The organism is Ruegeria sp. AN6, from assembly GCF_056540425.1.
On record NZ_JBQFWR010000007.1, the window covers coordinates 87,375 to 109,008 of the forward strand.

The window sequence follows — 21,634 nt, forward strand, 5'->3', positions numbered from 1 at the left end:
TGGCCAAGACATTACACCCCTAGTAAATTCGTGGCATTGATTTGGGTCAGAATTCGTCGCTACATTCCGCGATCCATCGGACCGATGGTTTCTCCGCCACCCTCAACCCAATCTGAGTACCCACCCAGATTATAGACATAAGAAAATCCCATATCCTTAAGCAGTTTTCCTGCCAGCGCTGCCCGGCCTCCTGACGCGCAATGCAGGATGATCACCCTGTCCTTGCGCAATTCAGGATCATGAGACGGCAAATCTGGATCAGCCCGAAATTCCAACATTCCGCGTGGGATATGGTGCGAACCAACGGCGCGACCGGTACGTTCCAGTTCTGGTGCGTCGCGAATATCCAAAAGTAATGCCCCCTGTCCCAGCAATTCCTGCGCCTTGCTGGCACCAATACGCTCAACCGCGGCGTTCGCTGCTTGCATCATGTCCTTGACCGTCAGTGCCATCTTCGTCTCTCCTGCTCGTTGATCCGCTAAAGGCTAACATGCAGAAAATTGAAGGTGTAGAGGTTCAGGCAATCAATGTTCCCTGAAGGCACGTGACATACTGTCGACAACCGGTTTGGCGATATAAGCGGCAAATGTGCGCTCTTCGGTTTGGATCATGATCTCGGCAGGCATTCCGGGCGTGGGAACAAACCCTCGTACGCGGCTCATCTCATCGGCGGTCAACGAGATGCGCGCCAGATACACCTCTTGCGGCATGCCAGCAGAATCTTCGACAAGCGAGTCGGCCGATACGTAGAACACCTCACCTTCCAGAACAGGCGTCGTACGCTGGTTGAGGGCCACGAGCCGTACCGTCGCAGTCTGGCCAGTTATGACGCTGTCGATCTCGGTTCTCGGGATTTGCGCTTCGATAATCAACGGCGCGTCAGCGGGTAAGATCTCGGCGATCTGTTCGCCTGTTTCGATAACGCCACCGGGCGTGTGATGGTGTAACCTTACGACGGTTCCTGTGACCGGCGCCCGCACCACAGCACGGTCAAGAACACTGCGGGCCTGGCGCGCCTTTTCGCGCACACTTTCCAGATCGGCTTCGATAACGCCCAATTCGTCCAGAGCGGCCTCACGATAGGCTGATCGTGTCCGCAGAATCTGTTCTTCGTATTTCAACAACATCTGATTGACCTCGGCAGTCTCTGCCCGCAGGCGTGCCAATTGACCCTCGGCCTCGGCCTGTACCCGGCGGATCGTGTTCAGATCGCCCTTGCGCACAAGCCCTTTCTCAAACAGTGAAAGTTTGGTGTCATATTCTTCCTTCAATATGTCCGAGCGGCGCTCCATACTGGTCAACTGCGCCTCAAACCCCGAGGCACGGATTTTCAATGCCTCCATGTTCCGCTGAAGCAGGGCGATGTCGTTCAGTAAAGTCTTGCGCGAAACATCAAAGCTGAGTTTCTGATTGTCGAGGATCGTCATGACCTCAACGTCGTCTGACGCATCAATCAGCGCTGGCGAAAACACCAGGTTTTCCTGTTCGCTGTGCTCGGCCAGAAGCCGCTCAGTCATCGCTTGAAGGCGGATCTTGCGGATGAACAACTCGCGCTCATTTGCCTCGGCCGAGGTCTGGTCCAATGTCATCATGATCTGTCCGGCCTGAACGGATTCTCCTTCCGCGACCAGAATGTTCTCGATGATCCCACCTTCCAGGTGCTGCACGATTTTATTACGACCGGTGGCGACAAAGCTGCCTTGCGCGATGACCGCAGCCGCCAGAGGTGCGCGGAATGACCAGACGCCGAAGCCACCAAAACAGATGATCAGCATGGCTAACCCAATCACTATGAACTTGGTGATCGAGCGCGGAACCTCGGCATACCAAAGCCCGGATTCGTCGGTGCGTGCCACTTCGTTCATCGCTTAATCCCCCTTGCCCTGAATTTCGGGTGGTTGCTGGCGCGGCCCGTTGAGCTTTTCCAGCACCTGTTCGCGTTGCCCGAACAGCGCCACACGTCCGTCAGTCAGCAGCATGATCTTGTCGACCACATTCAGTAGTGTTGGTTTTTGTGTGATGACGACCACGGTGATCTTGCTTTCCTTGGCCTGTTCAATCGCCCGTGCCAGCGCCTTGTCGCCCGCCACATCGAGGTTCGAGTTCGGTTCATCCAGAACAACCAGTCGCGGGTTTCCGAAGAAAGCCCGTGCCAAAGCGATACGTTGCTTTTGCCCGCCAGAAAGGGGCGAACCGTCTGCGGCCACCACGGTTTCATAACCTTGTGGCAGCGTCGCGATCATGTTGTGTACGTCTGCCAGAACGGCGGCATCGTGGATCTGCTCATCTGTGGCGTCCGCACGCATCCGGCCGATGTTGTCCTTGATGGTACCTGGGAACAGCTGCACGTCCTGCGGAAGATAGCCAATATTCTCGCCAAACTGGCGTGGATCCCAATTGCGGATATCCATCAGATCCAACCGGACGCTTCCCGAGGTCGGAAGAATCGAACCCACCAGCGTTTTGCCCAGCGTAGTTTTCCCCGCGCCTGAATTCCCGATGACAGCCAAAGTTTCCCCGGGGTTCAGTGCAAAGGTAATCCCGTTTAGAACGACACTCTTGGTTCCACCCGGGACATAGAGCAGACGCTCTACATCCAGCCGTCCCTCGGGCCGCGGCAGGCGTAATTTTTCGTATTGCAGAGCCGAACTCGACAGCAGAGCCTTGATCCGGCCAAAAGCACCTCGCGTCAGCAGGAATGTATTCCAGCCCTCAATCGATCCCTCAATCGGAGCGAAGGCCCGGCCCGCGATGATCGAAGCGGCGATTACCATTCCTCCGGTGATCTCTCCCTGCAGGGCCAAAAAGGCGCCCCACCCCAAAATGCTGATTTGTGTCAGCAAGCGAACGGCACGGGAAATAGCAGCGAAGATGACATTGCGGTCCTGCGCTTTGACCTGCCAGGTCAGCGATTGTGCGGTGTCACGACCCCAGATGCGCACCGCCTCGGGGATCATCGCTAACGCGTTGATGATCTGACTGTTGCGCGACATCGAATCCAAATGCTGGTTGGCCAAAGATTGCGCCTGATTGGCCTTGGCAAAGGGCTTGGCCGTCATCTTCTGGTTGATCAGCGCGATCACCATCAGGATAAGAGCCGTCGTCACGACAATCATCCCCAATTGCGGGTGGACCAGAAAGATCATCAGGATGAAGAGCGGCGCAAACGGAACATCGAGAAACGAAATCAATGTGCCAGAAACCAGAAAGCCCCGCACCTGCTGCAGATCACCCAAGGTCTGATATTCACGTCCATTACCATGCAGAGAAGCGTGTGCAGCGGCACTCAAAACCGGAGCACCAAGACGCGCGGCCACTTCAACCGCCGTGCGCATCAACATGAATCGCCTAACCGCATCAAAGGCTGATTGAAAAATGACCGCCCCGGCGACGATAGCGGTCAGCATGATAAGCGTATCCAGCGACCGGCTGGTCAGAACTCGGTCACTGATTTGAAACAGGTAAATTGGGATCGCAAGGATCAGAACATTAGTTGCGCAAGTCAGAACCAGCACGAAAGCCAGATTACGCCAAATCGCCCGCAGCGATGTGCGCAGCGTCTTCTGGAAATCTTCGGGCGGGGTGCGTTTGTGAAAAGTTTGGGGTGGCCCTTTCCCGTCGCCGCCTCCCGTTTCCAGGCGCATCAACGGTTCATTTGCCTTAGCCTCGATCGTGGTGCCCATGCGATTTTTGCCGTCCGACGGCACAGAGGGGGTCATGCGCGCAGTCGATTGATCGGCGGCGTCACGATCAGGGGCTTCCGCATCGGCCACCCCAGCGTCGCCACCCACAGGATCCTTGTCTTTTTTGGGCCGCGACCGCGTGCGCCGAAGGGGAGAGCCAGCGCACGATTTTGAATTTGCATTCTGCTGCTCTGCCTCTGCTTCTGCCTGCGTCGGTCTGTATGTTTGTTGCGCCGCACGTGGCAATTCTTCTGGATCATTGGGGTGCGTCGCAGGTTCTGCAGCTGCTGTTCCAACGCAAGGCTCAGGCATCCGCATTTCAGGGGTCAACCGTAATCGTGCCTCTGTTTTCGACAAAGAATTCCCGTTTGACTTGGCCACGCGATCACGGGTTTTGAGGGTCAGCGGACCCCCTCCTCCGTGCCTGTCCAATGGGCTAGCAAATCGGGTGCGGCGCGACGAAAAAACGATCGACATAAACTAACCTTCCGGTCACTCGTAAATCAGGGAAAATCAGGCCAGCATGGTTTGCAGGCCATCAGAGGAATTCGCCAATTCGCTGGGCGTGAGATCGTTGCCCTGAGGGCCAATACCGCCTTCATAACCGGGCATACCTGCCTCTTCCATAATGGCGGCGATCGCCTCATTGGTCATCTCGGCGATGTCCTCGTTCGTCGGCATATCAATCAGGCTTGCTTGATGTAGCAATAGATCAGAAAAGGCCCCGTCCTGAGCCATGACGACTGAATCCACACCCGCCTTGGTGACATGGGCGGCATTGAGCATCGCATTACTGCCCGCCACCACTTCGGTCTCATCGGCGTTTGGGCCATGCAGATGTACGTCATCCTGATCAGCAAGCATGGTCGATTGCTCGGCGACATTGATCTGCACCAGCGATCCGTCGACCTTGAGCACACGCATCTGCTCCATCCCGGCGAACATTGGATCGTTCATCAGCGCCTCTTCCAAGGACGCCATGTCGTCTTCGCCAAAGGCCATCGCTTCGGCCATTGAGCTATGCATCTCTTGATGCGTGTCTTCGCCTTCTTTCGTCAGCGCGACTTCGTTCATGACGAGGTTCTCATCCGATCCATCAATCGGGCCCGGCAAGCCGCCCGTGATCACATCATCATCTATCAAGACGTGGGTCTGAATAAAAGCATCGACCGTAATCATGTCGCCTTCGATCATGATCAGATCGTAGTAGCTGCCAAGCTGGAGGATATTGGTGACATCCACCAACTCATTGTCGCCCAGTGCATAGAGCGTCGTCGTCGCGTTGATCTCGGTATCAATGTGATCGATATCTGTCGCATCAATGTTCTGCTTCACAAAATTAGCGACGATCAGGTCAGTGGTGATCCAATCAACATGTATGAATGCCGGAGCGTCGTCGTTTGCCCCCTGCACCAACCAAGGGGCTGAATTACCTTCTACTTCGATCGTCGATGAGTGCACAACATTGGTGCCCGATCCGCCATTCGTGCCTACATCCATATCCGACACAACAGCAACTTGGCTGATCATGGCCAACTCGATCGATTTACCACCCACCGCGATGTAGGGCGCGTCGACCCACGCTACAGTTGCGTTCACTTCGTTGATCGCAAGATTGCCGCCTGCAATCACCGTGTGGCCGTCTGCGAATTCAGAATCCTCATCCTGATCCCATTCCGCAGGCATCGCATCAGGCGTTTCATCCTCTTCCTCTTCGTCGGGCCTGTGATGCTCGGGCAAAAGGTCCTCCCAAACCGGGGCTTCGTCCACATACTCACCATTGACGATTACACCGATCGCGTCTTCGCCGTGGAACTGATAAACAACCGCGCCTTCAACTTCGACATTGATCGGTGCAAGCATCTCTGCGGCCAATGCCTCCACATACTCGATCGACAGATAATCGGAGATCGAGAATGAAGGTACGGCAAACCCATGCATCGAGGCCGCAACCTGCGCTGCTGCTTCTGCCTGGGCGATAAGTTGGTCAACGTCGCGAAAATCCCCTTCGCCCACGACATCATTGTCGCGTAGGAAAATGTTCTGGAATGTATAGGTTACTGCCGAACCGATAAGTTCGGTCACAATTTCAAGCTTCTGTTCGATTATAAACGTTGCGCCGATGCCGGTGGTCGTCTCAGGCAACGGTGGACCGTCAGTGAGTGGTGGCGCTAGTGTGATGGCCGTTTGAATATCCGGTCCGTCAACCAGTGGTGGAAGTTCAGGAGTGGCCGGGGGGGTGTTGAACCCATAGGGTAGCGGGCCAAATTTGCCCGGGTCTAATTCAAGATCTGCTTTGACCCGGATTTTTGCGGGCTCTTCCAGTTCGTCGAGTTCCGCCTTGCGTCTGACGGCGGTGAACTTTTCGTACTGATCCCTCAGCCGGGCTTTTTCAATCGTGAGATCAAAAGTTCCAATAAAGTGTGCAATCTTTTCGGTAACACTATCGAATGACATTTCGATGATCCCTTCCGCCCTTACCGGCCCAAAAATTTCCGGTTCGGGATATGTTGGGCCGAGGCCGCTCGACGCGGCCTCAGCGGTTTCAATGAACGGGGACCGATAATGCGGCCCCCGCGAATAGGGTCTTAGACCTCGGTGTCGTCGCTCGAATAAGTCGAGGTCATCGAACCGCCAACCATGGTCGTGTCGACCGAGTTACCAAGCACGTTGGCACCCATGACGATCGATTGGTTGAAGGCCGACGTGTCGACAACTGCGGCAGCAGATGCATAAGACTCGCCGTTGACGATGCCATCGCCACCGTTGTCCGAGCCCCACATTCCGCCGTCACCACCAGCACCACCGGCACCTGAATATGCGCCGGAAGCTTCGCCACCGGTGTTCATCGCACCCGTGGTTGCACCGCCGGTCGACGAGCCCATGACATCACCACTGGTTCCTCCGGTCGATGCCGCGGCACCGCCTGCACCACCGGCGCCGGACGTTGCGGTACCGGTTGCGTCACCCGAAGCCGACGAGTCTGCATCATTGTCAGATGACGCGTCACCACCGTATCCGGCAATCGCTTCGGCAAGGCTTTCTGCATAACCGTCATTGGCTGCATCGGACCACGCTTCGGAATCGCCACCGTTTCCGGCTTCGTTGGTTGCGTCAGCAGAACCTGCGCCGCTTGCCGCCGAGCTTGACTCGGGGTTAGCTGTTCCGCCTGCACCACCAGTACCTTCGGCGGTTGCCATACCATCACCGCTGGCGTCCGCAGATCCATTGGTTGTGTTGGTTCCACCGTTACCACCGGAACCATCAACGTCCTGATCGTTATCGGCCGAGCCGTCGATGTCACCGGGTGACTGCGTGATTACCGGACCAGCGGCATCTTGGTCACCAACGCCTTGCGCTGCCGCATCCGTGTCTACGTAACCGCCACCTGCGCCTCCGGTTCCTGTACCACCAGTACCTGTACCACCAGTACCCGTACCACCGGTACCCGTACCACCGGTACCCGTACCGCCAGTACCCGTACCACCGGTACCAGTACCACCAGTACCACCGTCACCGCCGGTACCGTTCGAGTTACCAGCTGCAGCTTCTTCTTCACCGTCTGTATCTTCCTCTTCGACAAGGAGTACCGGGAATGGGAAGGCTTCTTCTACAGAGCCCGAATCTCCACCGGTACCATCACCACCGTTGGCGTTGCCACCAGTGCCGGAACCGCCTGTGCCTTCGCCACCAGAACCTTCGCCGCCTGAGCCTTCGCCGCCTGAGCCTTCACCACCTGATCCTTCGCCGCCAGAACCGCTACCGCCATCGGCATCGTTCAGGCCAAGTGCACCCGCACCCGCCAGACCCAGACCAACATTACCACCAGAGGAAGATTCGTTAGCTTCGTTGGTTCCTTCGCTGGAGTTGTCAGCCGAACCGTCATTTTCAGCGTCACCATCTCCACCATCAGCATCTCCGGTTGACGAGTCATTGCCTGCTAGGCCGAGACCGGCAGCCAGCGCGCCTGAGGTGTTATCACCACCATCTGCATCGCCATCAGCGTTCGATCCGGACAGAGCTAGGCCAAGACCAAGACCAAACGATTCAGCGTTACCACCGTCGCCACCGGTCGAGTCGCTGTCTGCGCTTGCTTCACCGTAGTTATCCGCATTGGACTCGCTATCGGCGTCACCGCCATCGCCACCGGTGCTGTCACCGCTGGAGTGCGCACCGGAAAGACCAAGACCAAGGCTTGCGTTATAGGCATCACCCGAAGATGCGCCATCACCACCAGACGCCGAACTATCAGCGTTTCCAGAATGACCACCGAGTGCAAACGAATGGCTGCCGCTGGTGTCGCCATCGGCATCACCTCCATAGCTCTCTCCGCCATCACCCGAGTCGCCACCATCGTTATTTACGTCGATACCGTCTTCCGCGTAGGCCTCACCTCCATGAGCGTTGCCACTTTGGCTAAAGTCACCTGAATTTGATACCGATGCGTTACCTAGTGAGTCGTTATCCTCTAGGCTCGCGTACTGGCTGTTGATGGATGCGAAGTCGTTTCCTGGGCCATCTTGTGAGATATCAATGTTGATATCATCACCGGGATCATAATCCAGGTCGTCACCTGCGGTGATTACGTCGCCTACATCGCCATCAATATCTTCGATATCGACATCTACTTTGTCGTCATCGCGCGGAATCCACTCGCCGCCGCCGAAGTCGATGTTCACTTCGTTGTGGTTCGAGTTGTCATTGTCGTTGTTGTCTTCTCCACCGTTGGTGTTTTGCTGGTTCTGATTTTGGTTTTGGCGCTGATCCTGATCGTTGTCATTATCATTTCTTGAACGTTGTGATTGATCTTGGTCCTGTGAGTCAGAATTGTTCGCAGAATTATTAACATCTTGCTCTTGCTGCTGTTGTTGAGCGTTGATGTCCGCCTCGATATTTGCTTCGTCTACCGCGATATCAGTATCAAAATCGGCGTCCAGATCGTCGATTTGGACTTCATCAACTGTTGTTAGGGTTGTCGTTTGATTAGGCTGGCGTCTCATAATAAATTCCACTTTTACGGAAGCACCCGACCGCCATTCATCTAAAAAGCGGTTACTGGCGCGGTTAAAACAAACGTCGCGCACAGAGCGTCAAACTGGACACTCGCGCGGCAGTGATCGTCTTCTGTTTGGTTTGCCCCCTTTCTCGGCTTAGCCGATTCCGTGACCACGGGGGTCTCGCCAAAATACGCGAATCCATGGGCACGTCAGGTTCAAGTGCGCTTTACAAATCAAAGCACCATCATGGTTGCAGTCATGAGCGGGCATGCATAGCTGGTCGAAAGCACTAGTTTCTTTAACTGCTTATTATTAATGCACTTTATTTGAAAAATTGCCCCTTCCATCGCCAAATCGAAGGGGAAACAATCTCGGCAGATCGAACATTATTATTAACGAAGCCATTTCATCAGGTTAGGCAATCTGGATTGGAATTGAACCTGATCAAAGGTTCTAGATATGCAGCTCCTAATTACTGCCTCTGGTTGCTGAAACCCGTACTTTCAGGTATGATGACGTGTAATTTGGATAAAAAATTTCTCACGTCGCTTAACCCTGTGCCCGCATTTTTTAGCATCAGAAGGTGACGTTTTTACTAGTAGGGGAAGATCAGTGAGTTATTCCTTACAAGCCGGTGCCCGTAGTCAGATCGAATATCCCGAAGAGCTTTCGATCATATTTATCGGCAAAGAACTGTTCTATTCGGACCAAACCCTAAGAAGTGTTCAAACTGAATTCGGTGTTCGTGCAGAGCGTTTTGATCACCTGGAAGACATGCTGGCCAAAAGTAGTGTCGCGAGTTCCGCCGAACGAATAATCGTGGTGGATCAGATGATGCTGGATGAGCTGCTGACGCGACCCGCTGATTATGCAAAAGTTGCAGAAAACGGCTGCCTTGCCTTCGCCTATCGCAAGAAAAGCCCCGCTCGGATATTGTTCGAACACTGGGACCGCACGAGTTTTGGCAACATCGGATATCTGCCGATGAACGTCGCTCCGGATGTGTGGCGCGCGATATTGCGGCTTCTCATGCATGAGGAACTGCACCTGCCTTGTTTTTTGGCCGACAGTATGGCGGCATCGTCAGGCGCAGCGGACGTACCAATCGAAAAACAGCCTGCGACCAGAACTCGGTCACCCGACAAACTACTGCAATACGCAAAGCTTACACGCCGGGAAAAACAAGTTTTGAGGCTTGTTTCCAAAGGCCAAAGCAACAAAACGATTGCGACCAGGCTGGGCATTACTGAACATACAGTCAAACTGCATATGCATAATGTTTCGGGCAAAATCGATGTGAGCAACCGGACCGAGGCCGCTCATTTCTATTTCGAGGTCGCGTCGAACGAAGCGCGTAGCGCAGCCGTTGGATGAGGCTTTCGAAACCCGATTTGACCGGCTCATCCTGCTGGTGGGTCGCCTCAATTACATGTGGACAAATACCGAAAGCCTTCTGATCCATCTCATTGCTGGGCTAACCGAGGCCAACAAAGATGTAGCAGTGATCATTTTCCTGACTTTGAACACGACGCGAGCCCGCATCGATCTGGTCGAGCGTCTTGCGAAGATGGAAGGTCGCGCACCTGAAATCCGTGATCCGATCCTTGAACACACCCAGCGATTGTCTCGCTTGTCCTCCATCCGGAATAAGTACAACCACTGCATTTACTCCTTTGATCAGGAAAGCGGAAATCCCAAGACCATCCTGATGAGAATCGCTGATCGCAAAACTGATATTAAATTAGGGCGGGAAGATACGGTGGATGACAAAGCGATGAAAGAAATCGAGGATGTCGTCTCTCAGCTTTCGGACGCGAACAAAGACATCTGGAAACTGATATCCCGGCTGGGTTTCCCGGTCTGAAGCTCAACTGGTGCGGGCGGTGGGACTCGAACCCACACGGCGCTAAGGCCTTCGGATTTTAAGTCCGATATGTCTACCATTCCATCACGCCCGCATATCACCTGAGCGATAAATTCAAACCACACTGATGATCTAGGCAATCTCTTACAAGCAACCAAAACGATTGAAAAGATACTCAATGGATTGATCCATAAATTCGAATGTCGGTGCGATCAAAATTCAGGACCGGACGTGTCAAGGAAACGCTTTACTTGACAGGGTTCGGGCAATTCGTTCACGTCTGCGCATAAACCGGTCAGGGAGCGAAGAATGAAGATAATCAGCAACCCGTTTCGAAACGGATCCAAGCTTGCAGATCAGGCCCCCTACCCGTCAGTCGAAACCGTTCGACTGGGGCGGCACCGTTCGTTCTGCCCGGATTTTGAGCCAACGCCCTTGGTTGATGCATCAGCGATTGCACCGGTCGCAAGCCTCTGGGTCAAAGATGAACGGCCCCGCATGGGTCTGGGATCGTTCAAGGCTCTGGGCGCTGCTTATGTTATTGCCTGTCAGGCGAACGAGGCTTCGGACAAACCAGGCAGCGACACCCTCAAAGGGCGTACATATGTCACGGCAAGCGCGGGCAATCACGGGATGAGTATGGCCGCCGGTGCTCGTGTCTTCGGGGCCGATGCGGTGGTATACATCGCGGAAACCGTTCCCGAGAGCTTTGCCGAACGTCTGCGCGCGCAAAACGCACAGGTGGTTCGGGCCGGTGCGGACTACGCAGCAAGCATGGAGGCCGCCAACCTTGCCGCGCAAGAAAATGGATGGACCCTGCTCTCGGATAGTTCTTGGGACGGGTACACCGAACTCCCACATCTTTTGATGGAAGGGTATCTACAAATGGCTGTCGAAGCAGCCGAGCAATGCCCCGAAGCGCCCACCCATATTCTGCTGCAGGCCGGTGTCGGAGGCATGGCTGGCGCTGTCGCCGCCTATGCACGCGTGGTTTGGGGTGACGAACCACAGATCATTGTTGTGGAGCCGACGTCCGCCCCCGCGCTTCAGGCCAGCATCGAGGCCGGGCACTGCGTTTTTGCAGATGGGCCAGACAGCATCATGGGTCGGTTGGATTGCAAAGAACCGTCGCTTATTGCGTTGAATGGGCTTGCACGGGATGCTGATGCATTTCTGACCATCAGCGACACTCACGTAGCAGCCCAATTACCTGTCATGGCAGAGGCAGGGTTGGAAACCAGTGCCTCGGGAGGCGCTGGAATTGCCGCTGTCTTGGACGACGCCAGCCGCACCGGTTTGGAAATTGGCCCTGATGCCAAGGTTCTGTGCATGTTGACTGAGCAACCGGCATGATTGGGTTCGCTCCGGCAGAGTTCGAGGCTCGGGTTGCGCGCGCTCAAACGCGGATGCAGCAGTCAGGTCTTGCAGCCCTTTTGCTGACAACGGAGCCCGAACTACGATACTTCACCGGCTATCTCACTCGGTTCTGGGAAAGCCCGACCCGACCCTGGTTTCTGATTGTACCTGCCACCGGTAAACCGCTTGCAGTAATTCCCTCCATTGGTGCCGCGCTTATGGCGCAGACCTGGATTGATGACATTCGCACTTGGAGCGCACCCGACCTAATAGATGACGGGGTATCCTTGTTGGCGGATACGCTGAGCGAATTGACGGCCGAAGGGGATGAAATCGGCTGCCCCGATGGGCATGAAACCCATCTGCGCATGCCTCTGGCCGATTTAAGACGCCTTCAATCAGCTATAGGAACGCGCAAAATTGTCGGGGACCATGGCATCCTAAGGGGGCTGCGCATGGTGAAATCTGATGCCGAAGTCGCCAAGATCCGAGCAGCCTGTCAAATCAGCGCGCGCGCGTTTGCACGGGTGCCGGAAATTGCCTCGGCCGGTACACCGCTCGATCAGATTTTTCGACATTTTCAGATGCTTTGCCTTGAGGAAGGCGCGGACTGGGTTCCCTATCTGGCCGGCGGTGCCGAGCAAGGCGGGTACACAGACGTGATCTCCCCTGCCAGTCAAACGCCACTTAGGTCGGGTGATGTTCTGATGCTGGATACAGGCCTCGTACGCGATGGATATTTCTGTGATTATGATCGCAACTGGTCGGTCGGTCCGGCAAGCGCGCCCGTTCGTGCGGCGCATTCGCGGCTGATCGAAGCATCGGACGCCGCCTTTGAACAAGCTCGTCCCGGTGCCACCGCGTCGCAATTGTTTCATGCCATGAATGCGATCCTGACTAACGGTGGTGTTGGTACCGATGCTGGTCGACTGGGCCACGGGTTGGGGATGTCACTGACTGAATGGCCCTCGCTTATCCCTGATGACCATACAGAATTGGAGGCCGGGATGGTGTTAACTCTGGAGCCAGGCATCGCCGTGAACAACAAGATCCTCGTTCATGAAGAAAACATTCTAATCACCGAGGGCGCGCCTGAATTCCTAAGCCCGCGCATCGGACCGGAGATCCCTGAGCTATGAGCACCTTGCCCTATATCCTAGATGCGGATGATCCCTCAGCGGTGCCAATGGGCCTGATCGTGCTACAGACGGATGAGACAATCGAGCCTGAGTTTCGTACAATTTTCGCCAATGACAAAAGCCCACTCTATGTCAGCCGCATACCCAGTGGGAATGAGGTTAATACTGATACTCTAGCGCAGATGGAAAACGACCTGCCAGCAGCGGCCGATTTGCTGCCCAAGGCACGGCGTTATCGGGTTGTGGGATATGGCTGTACGTCCGCCAGCTCAGTCATCGGGTCGGATCAGGTTGAGAAAATGGTCAGGCAGACCTGTGATGTTCAAACGGTAACGAATCCTTTGCGCGCCGCGACAGCTTGCGCCGAGGATCGAGGGGTATCGAAGTTTGCGCTGCTCTCCCCGTACATCGAAGAAGTGAACACCCCGCTGCGTCGCGCATTTGCGGATCAGGGAATCACGATGGATGTATTCGGCACTTTTGGCGAGGCAGAAGAAGCCAAGGTGGTGCGTATATCAAGCGAATCTGTGGTTGAAGCCGCAATCCGTCTGGGCTTTGATTCAGCCGTCGATGCGGTGTTCTTGAGCTGTACGAACCTGCGAACCCTTGCTGCGATTCCCCGGATCGAAAAGGTGATCCGCAAACCGGTTCTTTCAAGCAATCAAAGCTTAGCCTGGCATATGAAGAAGCTGAACATGTCGCAAAACTAGGCAAAAGCGGCGTTATCAGTAATCCATTTGCTTTACGGGCTTGCGACCATTTGTTAGCCTCGGGTTTAATACACGAGAAGATCAATGAAATCCGGACCAACCGGATAGTCAATTGACGCAACAGGGGGTCTTGTGACCGACACAAATAGCGACGCTGCGTTTGTCGAATTTCAACGCGTGCAAAAGTCTTATGACGGCGAGAATCTCGTCGTTAAAGATCTCAACCTGGCACTGCCAAAGGGCGAATTCCTGACTATGCTCGGGCCGTCCGGTTCAGGCAAAACAACCTGCTTGATGATGCTTGCCGGATTCGAAACCGCCACACATGGCGAAATTCTTCTGGATGGGAAACCTATCAACAACATTCCGCCGCACAAACGCGGTATCGGGATGGTGTTCCAGAACTATGCTTTGTTTCCGCACATGACCGTAGCCGAGAACCTCTCGTTCCCGCTTGAGGTTCGCAAGCTTGGCAAGTCTGAGCGTGAAGAGAAAGTTAAACGGGCTCTGGATATGGTCCAGATGGGCGCCTTTGGCGGCCGCCGTCCAGCGCAGCTTTCTGGTGGTCAGCAACAGCGGATCGCCCTGGCCCGAGCACTGGTGTTCGAGCCCGAATTGGTTCTGATGGATGAACCGCTGGGTGCGCTCGACAAGCAACTGCGTGAGCATATGCAGTTCGAAATTACCCGTCTGGCGCATGAGTTGGGTATCACAACCGTTTACGTGACCCATGACCAGACCGAGGCCCTGACCATGTCCGACCGCGTGGCGGTATTCGACGATGGCCGTATTCAACAGCTGGCGCCACCGGATCAACTATACGAAGAGCCTGAAAACAGCTTCGTTGCACAATTTATCGGTGAAAACAACACACTAGAAGGCGTTGTTAAGTCGATAGACGGTGACACTTGTCTTGTGCAGTTGGATGACGGATCGGAAATCGATGCTGTTCCGATCAACGTGCATAATCCGGGTGAACGGACCAAGGTCTCGATTCGGCCCGAACGTGTGGAGTTCAACAAAGACCGACTGCATGCAGACGCACATACGCTAAAGGCCACAGTCAAAGAGTTCATCTATATGGGTGACGTGTTCCGCTTCCGCATGTCGGTAGCCGGGAATGACGAGTTCATCGTCAAGACGCGCAACGCCCCCGATGCCGTTCGCCTTCAGCCCGGTCAAGAGATCGATATCGGCTGGTTGGCCAAGGATTGTCGCGCGCTCGACGCATAGACCAAACCGCGCGGCACAAGCGCGGTTTCACCGAGGGACCGGCTGGCGAAAACCCGTGCGTCAGCTGACACTATGATAAACGGGAAGTACTGGGAGTAACACATGAAACCAACCAAAACACTGCTGACCGCAGCAGCGCTGGCGACAGCGGCTGGCGGGGTGTCTGCTGAAGAGATGACAATCGTTTCTTGGGGCGGAGCCTATTCCAAATCGCAGCTGAAGGCCTATCACGAGCCCTATTCGGAAAAAACCGGCGTCACCATCCTGAACGATGACAGTTCAGCCGAAGCGGTTGCCAAACTGCGCGCGATGAACGAAGCAGGTAACATCACCTGGGACGTGGTTGACGTTGTTGCTGCGGACGCGATCCGTCTATGCGACGAAGGTCTGGCGATGGAAATCGACCCTGACACCATGCTGGCCCCGGCACCCGATGGCACCTCGGCTGCGGACGACTTCGGCGACCTGCTTGTGAGCGACTGCTTTATTCCTCAGATCGTTTATTCGACCACGTTCGGCTATCGTACCGATCTGGTAGGGGACAACCCGCCCAGCGATATCTGCGCTGTTTTCGATCTTGAAAACTACCCGGGCAAGCGTTCGCTAGAAAAGCGTCCGATCAACAACATGGAATGGGCCCTGCTCTGCGATGGCGTCGCCAAGGATGACGTCTATGACGTGCTCGCAACTCCGGAAGGTCAGGAGCAAGCGCTGGCCAAGCTGGGCACTATCAAGGACAACGTAGTCTGGTGGTCTGCCGGTGCGGACACACCGCAGTTGCTGGCTGATGGCGAAGTCGTCATGGGATCGACCTACAACGGCCGCCTGTTCAGCGTGATCGAAGAGCAGAAGCAGCCCGTCGCGATGCTGTGGGACGCACAAGTGTTCGATCTGGACGGCTGGATCATTCCGGCTGGCCTAAGCGATGAGCGTAAGCAGCGCGCGCTGGACTACATCATGTTCGCGACCGACACTCAGCGTCTGGCTGATCAGGCCAAGTACATCTCGTACGGTCCGGCCCGTGCTTCGTCGGCACCGCTGGTGGGTCAGCACGCCGAACTGGGCATCGACATGGCACCGCACATGCCAACCGATCCGGAAAACGCGAAGAACACGTTCCTGTATAACTACGAGTTCTGGGCGGACTACCGCGACGACATCGACGCCAAATTCCAGGCGTGGTTGGCGCAGTAAGCGGCTAATTTCCTGACACAGTCGGGGGCGGTGCGCCGCCCCCGGACCAAAGAAAACCCAAGGGGCACCGATGACTGACGCTAGCCAAAACGCCGGACCTATGCTGGCAGCGGACGGAACACCGCTCAAGCAATCGCTTGCACGTTCTTTGCGGCGGCAAAAGCTGCGCGCATTGATGCTGGTGGCCCCTTTGCTGCTGTTTGTTTTGTTCTCGTTCATCGTGCCGATTGCTTCGATGCTGTTCCGCTCGGTTGAAAATAGCATCGTGCAGGAAACGCTGCCTCTTACGGTTGAAGCACTGAAGAACTGGGATGAGACCAGCGGCGAACTGCCGGACGAGGCAGTATATGATGCGTTCGTCCGAGACATGGTCGTGGCCGTAGACAACAAGACACATACCCGACTGGGCTCGCGTTTGAACTACGAAGAGACAGGCATGTCTTCGATGTTCCGCCGCTCAGGCCGGAAGCTAGGCAAGATGGACCCCGAAACCGATGGCCCATTCAAGGACCAGGTGATTGAGGTTCATGACGGTTGGGGCGAACCGCAGACCTGGGCGGTGATCAAGACGCACTCTCCTGCTGTCACCAACGGTTATTTCCTCAACGCGGTCGATATGCGCCGCACCCCTGAAGGGGCGCAGTCTCAACCCGAAGACAAGCAGATCCTGATCAAGCTGTTCGGCAGAACACTTTTCATGTCGCTGGTGATTACCGGAGCCTGTATCCTGCTGGCATACCCAGTTAGCTATTTGCTGGCAACACTTCCGATGCGGGTGTCGAACCTGCTGATGATCCTTGTCCTGCTCCCCTTTTGGACTTCGCTGCTGGTACGGACATCAGCCTGGAAGGTGATGCTGCAGCAACAAGGCGTGATCAACGAAACGTTAGTCTGGCTGGGGCTGGTGGCTGATGACGCGCGACTAGTGATCATCAACAACCAATTCGGCACGATAATTGCGATGACGCATATCCTGCTGCCATTTATGATCCTGCCGATGTATTCGGTGATGCAAACCATTCCGCCCTATTATACCCGTGCCGCAAAATCCATGGGCGCAACCAACTGGACTACCTTCTGGCGCATCTATTTCCCGCAATCCATTCCGGGCATCGGCGCCGGCTCGATCCTCGTGTTCATTCTGGCGATTGGCTACTATATCACGCCCGAAATCGTCGGCGGCACAAAGGGTGTCTTCATCTCGAACCGGATCGCTTACCACATCTCGTCCTCGCTGAACTGGGGATTGGCCGCGGCACTGGGGACGATCCTTCTGGCGGTCGTTATGCTGCTCTACTGGTGCTACGACAAGATCGTCGGCATTGATAACGTGAAACTGGGATAATCGACATGGCCGCACTTACTCCGATATCCCGCAAACCACTTTCAATGGTCCTACCCAGCGTCGCGCTGGCTGGAGCCTTCGCCGGTATCTTTGTCGGCGCGGGCAATGGGTCGATACTGCTCGGCATAATAGGTGGGGCTGCTCTGATCGCAGCCGTGGCCTGGATCTACATCACAGTCCTCAAGAATGAGAAATTGGCCCGCTGGATTAACATTCTGGGCTTTGGCATTATCGGTTTTCTGTTCTCTGGCGCGATGGGTGGCGTTCTTGGCCTGCTGGGCGGATGGTTCTTCGTCTGGTTTATCTATTGGCTGTACGAAGGCCGTTATCGTCAGAAATTGTTGCCGTACCTGACTCCGAAACAAGTGTTCTATCACTACCTGTTCCGGGTGATCTGCGGTGCGATTTTTGTCTTCCTGATCACCCCGATTCTCGTGGTGCTGCCGCTGTCGTTCAACGCGCAGGACTTCTTTACCTTCACGCCGGAAATGTTGCGTCTGGACCCCGAGGGGTACTCGCTGAAGCATTATCGCGACTTCTTTACCAACAATGAATGGCAGCGCAGCTTCAAGAACTCGCTGATCATCGCCCCGATTGCGACAATCATCTCGGTCTCGCTAGGTACGCTGGCAGCCATTGGCCTCAGCCAGAGCCATGTTCCCGGCCGCCGCGCCATCATGGGCATTCTGATCTCACCCATGATCGTGCCACTGATCATCTCGGCCACCGGCATGTTCTTTTTTTACAGCGATATCGGTCGCTTCATGGAGGGCACGCTGGGCATGAACAAGAACTTCGTGGGCTACGTGAAAGTGATCCTTGCCCACGCCGTTCTGGGCATCCCCTTCGTCATCATCACCGTGACCGCGACACTGGTCGGTTTCGACCGCTCGCTGACACGGGCGGCGGCGAATATGGGCGCAGGTCCGGTGCGGACATTCTTCAAGATCCAGATGCCATTGATCCTGCCGGGCGTGATCTCGGGTGGACTGTTCGCCTTCATCACCTCGTTTGACGAGGTGGTTGTGGTGCTGTTCGTCGGCTCTGCCAGCCAGAAGACCCTGCCCTGGCAGATGTTCACCGGCCTGCGTGAACAGATCAGCCCAACCATTCTGGCGGTGGCGACGATCCTTGTTGTGATCTCAATCGCGCTGCTGACCACGGTCGAATTGCTGCGCCGCCGGTCCGAGCGTCTGCGGGGTCTTTCCCCCGCTTGACGCAGGCCTAGGTCTGATCTAACGATTCACCTGTTCATCCCAGCCGCGATGGCGTCGCGGACGCACTGGGATGATCGGCTCTCGGACCCCGAGACCGCCTGTCCTGAACGCCGGGACAAGTGGCCGGGTTTGCCGCCCGGCAAAGATGAGAGACCTAGTCATGACAGACACAACAAAACGCCCCGAATTCTTCACCTGCCACAATGGCGACAAGGCGCCCCTTCCATTCAGCAAGGGCGAGTATGACCGCCGCCTTGGTAAATTGCGCGCCATCATGGCCAAGCATGACATCCCGGCAGTCCTGCTGACCTCGATGCAGAACATCGCCTATTATTCCGGCTTTCTGTACTGCTCTTTCGGCCGCCCTTACGGTTGCGTGGTGACGCAGGACGCCTGCACCACCGTCTCGGCCAATATTGATGCTGGCCAGCCATGGCGGCGCTCGGTTGAGGACAACGTCATCTATACTGACTGGAAGCGCGACAATTACTGGCGCGCCGTGGCCAGCCTGATCGGCGGGGCCAAGCGGATCGGGATTGAAGGCGACCACATGACTTTGGCGGCGCGCAACACGGCGCTGGACATGCTGGGTCAGCCGGAACTGATCGACATCGCGCCTGACACAATGTTTGCTCGCATGGTGAAATCCGCAGAAGAGATCGAGTTGATCAAAGGCGGCGCGCGTACCGCCGACGTGGGCGGGGCAGCGATCCACGCCGCCATCCGCGAAGGCGCGACCGAGATCGAGATCGCCATGGCCGGTCGCGACGCGATGGAAGAGGAAATCGCCCGCGCCTACCCGGACGCCGAATACCGCGACACGTGGGTCTGGTTCCAGTCGGCGCTTAACACCGATGGCGCCCATAACCCTGTCACCAAACGCGCGTTGCAAAAGGGCGATATCCTGTCGCTGAACACCTTCCCGATGATCTCGGGTTATTATACCGCGCTGGAGCGCACCTTGTTTCTGGGTGAACCCGATGCAGACAGCCTGCGCCTGTGGAAAGCCAACGTAGCCGCGCATGAGCTGGGCCTGAGCCTGATCAAACCCGGCGCGACATGTTCGGGCATCACCGCTGAGATCAACCGTTTCTTCGCAGAAGAGGGCCTGCTGCAATACCGCTCGTTCGGGTACGGCCATTCCTTCGGCATCCTCAGCCATTACTACGGGCGCGAAGCCGGTCTGGAACTGCGCGAGGATATCGACACGGTGCTGGAGCCCGGCATGGTCGTCTCGATCGAGCCGATGCTTTGGATTCCCGAAGGCCAGCCCGGCGCAGGCGGATATCGTGAACACGATATCCTCGTGGTCGGTGAGGACGGGGCCGAAAACATCACCGGTTTCCCCTACGGCCCCGGCCACAACATCATCGGCGCGTAAGGAAACAAGTGGGATGCAATAGCAACCCCGCACCGCTCGTGATGCAGTTAGTCGACATTAAAGCTTGGAGCGCTTTGTCCGCTCCGAGCCCAAAGCGGACACTCGCTCAAACTTGATTGGGTGTCGATTATTATCCCACAACCGTTTTATTGACTGATCGGTTGCCAGAATCGCAGTCTTAGGTGATCCTTCAAGAAATCGAAGGATCGCAATATGTTTAGGTTTCTATTAATTGCATTCGGTATTTGCGTATCTACTTCCGCGTTAGCGCAAGAGTCGTCCGAAGATGTAGCGGCAAAAGATGATACCTCGGCGACCTCGTCCAGTCTGCTAACTGACGCTGAGTTGCAGACCTTGGTCGCCCCGGTTGCTCTTTATCCCGACACGTTACTCATACAGATATTTGTCGCGGCAACCCAGCCATTGGAAATTGTTAAGGCTGAACGGTATTTGCTCGATAACGCCGACCGCGACCCTGTTGAACTAGAGCCCGAAATCGATGCGATGGGATGGGATCCTTCCGTCAGTGTGTTGGCAACGGCGTTCCCCGAAGTTGTTGGTCAGATGGCCACCCATATCGACTGGACCGAGACAGTTGGCACTGCCATGTTGGCCCAGTCCGACGATGTGATGGATGCGGTGCAGGTCATGCGGGATCAGGCAATTGACAGCGGCGCTCTTGTTTCAGGGCCCGAGCAAACTGTCGAAGTGTCTGACGATGACAACGTAGTAATTACACCGACAGAACCCGAGACGGTATACGTCCCACAATACAATCCCGAGACGATTTATACTGGCCCGTCAACTGGGGATGTTGTGGGCGCAGCACTACTGACTTTTGGCGCTGTTGCCCTGATCGACAAAATTTTCGACGACGACGATGATTGGAACGACTACTGGGGGTGCCGAAATTGCGGTGGCTGGGGCGGCGGTCCGATTTATAGAAATCCAGACATCGACATAGACGTGGATGGCAACGTCAATATCGGCAATGATATAGATTTAGGTGACCGAACGGATATCGGATGGAACCCCGATCCTGACCGGCAACAGGAGGCCCGGAACAAAATAGCGGACCACAAAAGACCCGAAGGTGGCCGTAGCGACTTGCCGGTTAACCGTCCTGACGGTCGCACGGATGAGCTGCGTGCAAAGTTGAGCCGAGAATCCGGTGCTGCAGATATTAGCCGGGACCGCGGGGTGGCTGCAGCCGCGGTCGGTGCGGGTGCAGGGGCTGTAGCAGGCGGTGCCTTGGCGAACCGGAACAACGCTGATCGGGACAAGGCTGCCGCAAAGCAACAAGCCATTGATCGCACCAAACGTCCAGATTCAGCGAAAAAGCCAGTCGCACAAAGACCACAGACCGCCAAGAAGCCGCAAGCGAAGAAAGCCGCATCGACGCAGCGCAAGCCCGCGGCATCCAAAGGGCAAGCGATGAAGAAAAAGGCGTCCGGCAGCAGAACTCAAAGCGCGTCCAAGCGTGGACACGCCGCTAAAGGCAAGCGGAGACGGTAA

At 55.8% G+C, this 21,634-nt stretch carries 16 protein-coding genes and 1 tRNA gene; 11 read left to right on the top strand and 6 right to left on the bottom strand.

Going from position 1 to position 21,634, the window contains the following annotated elements; genetic code table 11:
• Nucleotides 1-59: 59 nt before the first annotated feature.
• The 5 genes from ACR0MQ_RS12725 to ACR0MQ_RS12745 all read right to left on the bottom strand — a co-directional run bounded on the left by ACR0MQ_RS12725 (nucleotide 60) and on the right by ACR0MQ_RS12745 (nucleotide 8,683).
• On the bottom strand, nucleotides 60-452 hold the full coding sequence (locus ACR0MQ_RS12725; RefSeq protein ID WP_170775237.1) for a rhodanese-like domain-containing protein: 393 nt from the start codon (nucleotides 450-452) through the stop codon (nucleotides 60-62).
• A 72-nt stretch (nucleotides 453-524) separates the two neighbouring features.
• Nucleotides 525-1,865 carry an HlyD family type I secretion periplasmic adaptor subunit gene (locus tag ACR0MQ_RS12730; protein ID WP_010442556.1) on the bottom strand — a complete coding sequence of 447 codons (1,341 nt, stop codon included), beginning with the start codon at nucleotides 1,863-1,865 and terminating at the stop codon, nucleotides 525-527.
• A 3-nt stretch (nucleotides 1,866-1,868) separates the two neighbouring features.
• Entirely contained in the window at nucleotides 1,869-4,160 is a 2,292-nt protein-coding gene (locus ACR0MQ_RS12735; RefSeq protein ID WP_010442557.1) for a type I secretion system permease/ATPase, read from the bottom strand.
• Between the two features lie 36 nt (nucleotides 4,161-4,196).
• A complete protein-coding gene (locus ACR0MQ_RS12740) occupies nucleotides 4,197-6,140 on the bottom strand; it encodes a type I secretion protein (RefSeq protein ID WP_480608576.1) in 1,944 nt (647 codons plus the stop codon).
• A gap of 131 nt (nucleotides 6,141-6,271) precedes the next feature.
• Nucleotides 6,272-8,683 carry a hypothetical protein gene (locus ACR0MQ_RS12745; RefSeq protein WP_480608578.1) on the bottom strand — a complete coding sequence of 804 codons (2,412 nt, stop codon included), beginning with the start codon at nucleotides 8,681-8,683 and terminating at the stop codon, nucleotides 6,272-6,274.
• A 609-nt stretch (nucleotides 8,684-9,292) separates the two neighbouring features.
• On the opposite strand from ACR0MQ_RS12745, the gene ACR0MQ_RS12750 reads away from it, so the two are divergent.
• The gene (locus ACR0MQ_RS12750; RefSeq protein WP_480608580.1) at nucleotides 9,293-10,054 is read left to right on the top strand and encodes a response regulator transcription factor; all 762 of its coding nucleotides are present in this window, start codon (nucleotides 9,293-9,295) and stop codon (nucleotides 10,052-10,054) included.
• A complete protein-coding gene (locus tag ACR0MQ_RS12755) occupies nucleotides 10,047-10,544 on the top strand; it encodes a hypothetical protein (RefSeq protein ID WP_010442561.1) in 498 nt (165 codons plus the stop codon). Before ACR0MQ_RS12750 ends, ACR0MQ_RS12755 begins: the two co-directional genes overlap by 8 nt.
• 8 nt (nucleotides 10,545-10,552) lie before the next feature.
• Here ACR0MQ_RS12755 and ACR0MQ_RS12760 read toward each other — a convergent pair.
• Nucleotides 10,553-10,638 (bottom strand) — tRNA-Leu (locus ACR0MQ_RS12760).
• A gap of 215 nt (nucleotides 10,639-10,853) precedes the next feature.
• Between ACR0MQ_RS12760 and ACR0MQ_RS12765 the strand changes: the two genes are divergently transcribed.
• The 9 genes from ACR0MQ_RS12765 to ACR0MQ_RS12805 all read left to right on the top strand — a co-directional run bounded on the left by ACR0MQ_RS12765 (nucleotide 10,854) and on the right by ACR0MQ_RS12805 (nucleotide 21,634).
• Entirely contained in the window at nucleotides 10,854-11,897 is a 1,044-nt protein-coding gene (locus ACR0MQ_RS12765) for a pyridoxal-phosphate dependent enzyme (RefSeq protein WP_170775251.1), read from the top strand.
• Nucleotides 11,894-13,039, top strand: coding sequence for a M24 family metallopeptidase (locus ACR0MQ_RS12770; protein ID WP_480608583.1), 1,146 nt, complete (start codon nucleotides 11,894-11,896; stop codon nucleotides 13,037-13,039). The genes ACR0MQ_RS12765 and ACR0MQ_RS12770 overlap by 4 nt, the downstream gene beginning before the upstream one ends.
• Nucleotides 13,036-13,749, top strand: a complete 714-nt coding sequence (locus ACR0MQ_RS12775; RefSeq protein ID WP_480608585.1) for a maleate cis-trans isomerase family protein — start codon at nucleotides 13,036-13,038, stop codon at nucleotides 13,747-13,749. Before ACR0MQ_RS12770 ends, ACR0MQ_RS12775 begins: the two co-directional genes overlap by 4 nt.
• A 132-nt stretch (nucleotides 13,750-13,881) precedes the next feature.
• The gene (locus ACR0MQ_RS12780; protein WP_010442565.1) at nucleotides 13,882-14,982 is read left to right on the top strand and encodes an ABC transporter ATP-binding protein; all 1,101 of its coding nucleotides are present in this window, start codon (nucleotides 13,882-13,884) and stop codon (nucleotides 14,980-14,982) included.
• A 102-nt stretch (nucleotides 14,983-15,084) separates the two neighbouring features.
• On the top strand, nucleotides 15,085-16,176 hold the full coding sequence (locus tag ACR0MQ_RS12785) for an extracellular solute-binding protein (protein WP_170476914.1): 1,092 nt from the start codon (nucleotides 15,085-15,087) through the stop codon (nucleotides 16,174-16,176).
• Between the two features lie 70 nt (nucleotides 16,177-16,246).
• The gene (locus tag ACR0MQ_RS12790) at nucleotides 16,247-17,521 is read left to right on the top strand and encodes an ABC transporter permease (protein WP_170476917.1); all 1,275 of its coding nucleotides are present in this window, start codon (nucleotides 16,247-16,249) and stop codon (nucleotides 17,519-17,521) included.
• Nucleotides 17,522-17,526: 5 nt separating this feature from the next.
• Nucleotides 17,527-18,738 (top strand): ABC transporter permease, encoded by a 1,212-nt coding sequence (locus ACR0MQ_RS12795; RefSeq protein WP_170775257.1) that lies wholly within the window; start codon nucleotides 17,527-17,529, stop codon nucleotides 18,736-18,738.
• Nucleotides 18,739-18,898: 160 nt separating this feature from the next.
• Entirely contained in the window at nucleotides 18,899-20,119 is a 1,221-nt protein-coding gene (locus ACR0MQ_RS12800; protein ID WP_170775259.1) for an aminopeptidase P family protein, read from the top strand.
• Between the two features lie 213 nt (nucleotides 20,120-20,332).
• Nucleotides 20,333-21,634 carry a DUF3300 domain-containing protein gene (locus ACR0MQ_RS12805; RefSeq protein ID WP_480608589.1) on the top strand — a complete coding sequence of 434 codons (1,302 nt, stop codon included), beginning with the start codon at nucleotides 20,333-20,335 and terminating at the stop codon, nucleotides 21,632-21,634.

What these genes read in the sequence shown, in the direction of transcription:
- ACR0MQ_RS12725 (WP_170775237.1), bottom strand. Translation starts at nt 452, where the DNA reads ATGGCACTGACGGTCAAGGACATGATGCAAGCAGCGAACGCCGCGGTT.
- ACR0MQ_RS12730 (WP_010442556.1), bottom strand. Translation starts at nt 1,865, where the DNA reads ATGAACGAAGTGGCACGCACCGACGAATCCGGGCTTTGGTATGCCGAG.
- ACR0MQ_RS12735 (WP_010442557.1), bottom strand. Translation starts at nt 4,160, where the DNA reads ATGTCGATCGTTTTTTCGTCGCGCCGCACCCGATTTGCTAGCCCATTG.
- ACR0MQ_RS12740 (WP_480608576.1), bottom strand. Translation starts at nt 6,140, where the DNA reads ATGTCATTCGATAGTGTTACCGAAAAGATTGCACACTTTATTGGAACT.
- ACR0MQ_RS12745 (WP_480608578.1), bottom strand. Translation starts at nt 8,683, where the DNA reads ATGAGACGCCAGCCTAATCAAACGACAACCCTAACAACAGTTGATGAA.
- ACR0MQ_RS12765 (WP_170775251.1), top strand. Translation starts at nt 10,854, where the DNA reads ATGAAGATAATCAGCAACCCGTTTCGAAACGGATCCAAGCTTGCAGAT.
- ACR0MQ_RS12770 (WP_480608583.1), top strand. Translation starts at nt 11,894, where the DNA reads ATGATTGGGTTCGCTCCGGCAGAGTTCGAGGCTCGGGTTGCGCGCGCT.
- ACR0MQ_RS12775 (WP_480608585.1), top strand. Translation starts at nt 13,036, where the DNA reads ATGAGCACCTTGCCCTATATCCTAGATGCGGATGATCCCTCAGCGGTG.
- ACR0MQ_RS12785 (WP_170476914.1), top strand. Translation starts at nt 15,085, where the DNA reads ATGAAACCAACCAAAACACTGCTGACCGCAGCAGCGCTGGCGACAGCG.
- ACR0MQ_RS12790 (WP_170476917.1), top strand. Translation starts at nt 16,247, where the DNA reads ATGACTGACGCTAGCCAAAACGCCGGACCTATGCTGGCAGCGGACGGA.
- ACR0MQ_RS12795 (WP_170775257.1), top strand. Translation starts at nt 17,527, where the DNA reads ATGGCCGCACTTACTCCGATATCCCGCAAACCACTTTCAATGGTCCTA.
- ACR0MQ_RS12800 (WP_170775259.1), top strand. Translation starts at nt 18,899, where the DNA reads ATGACAGACACAACAAAACGCCCCGAATTCTTCACCTGCCACAATGGC.
- ACR0MQ_RS12805 (WP_480608589.1), top strand. Translation starts at nt 20,333, where the DNA reads ATGTTTAGGTTTCTATTAATTGCATTCGGTATTTGCGTATCTACTTCC.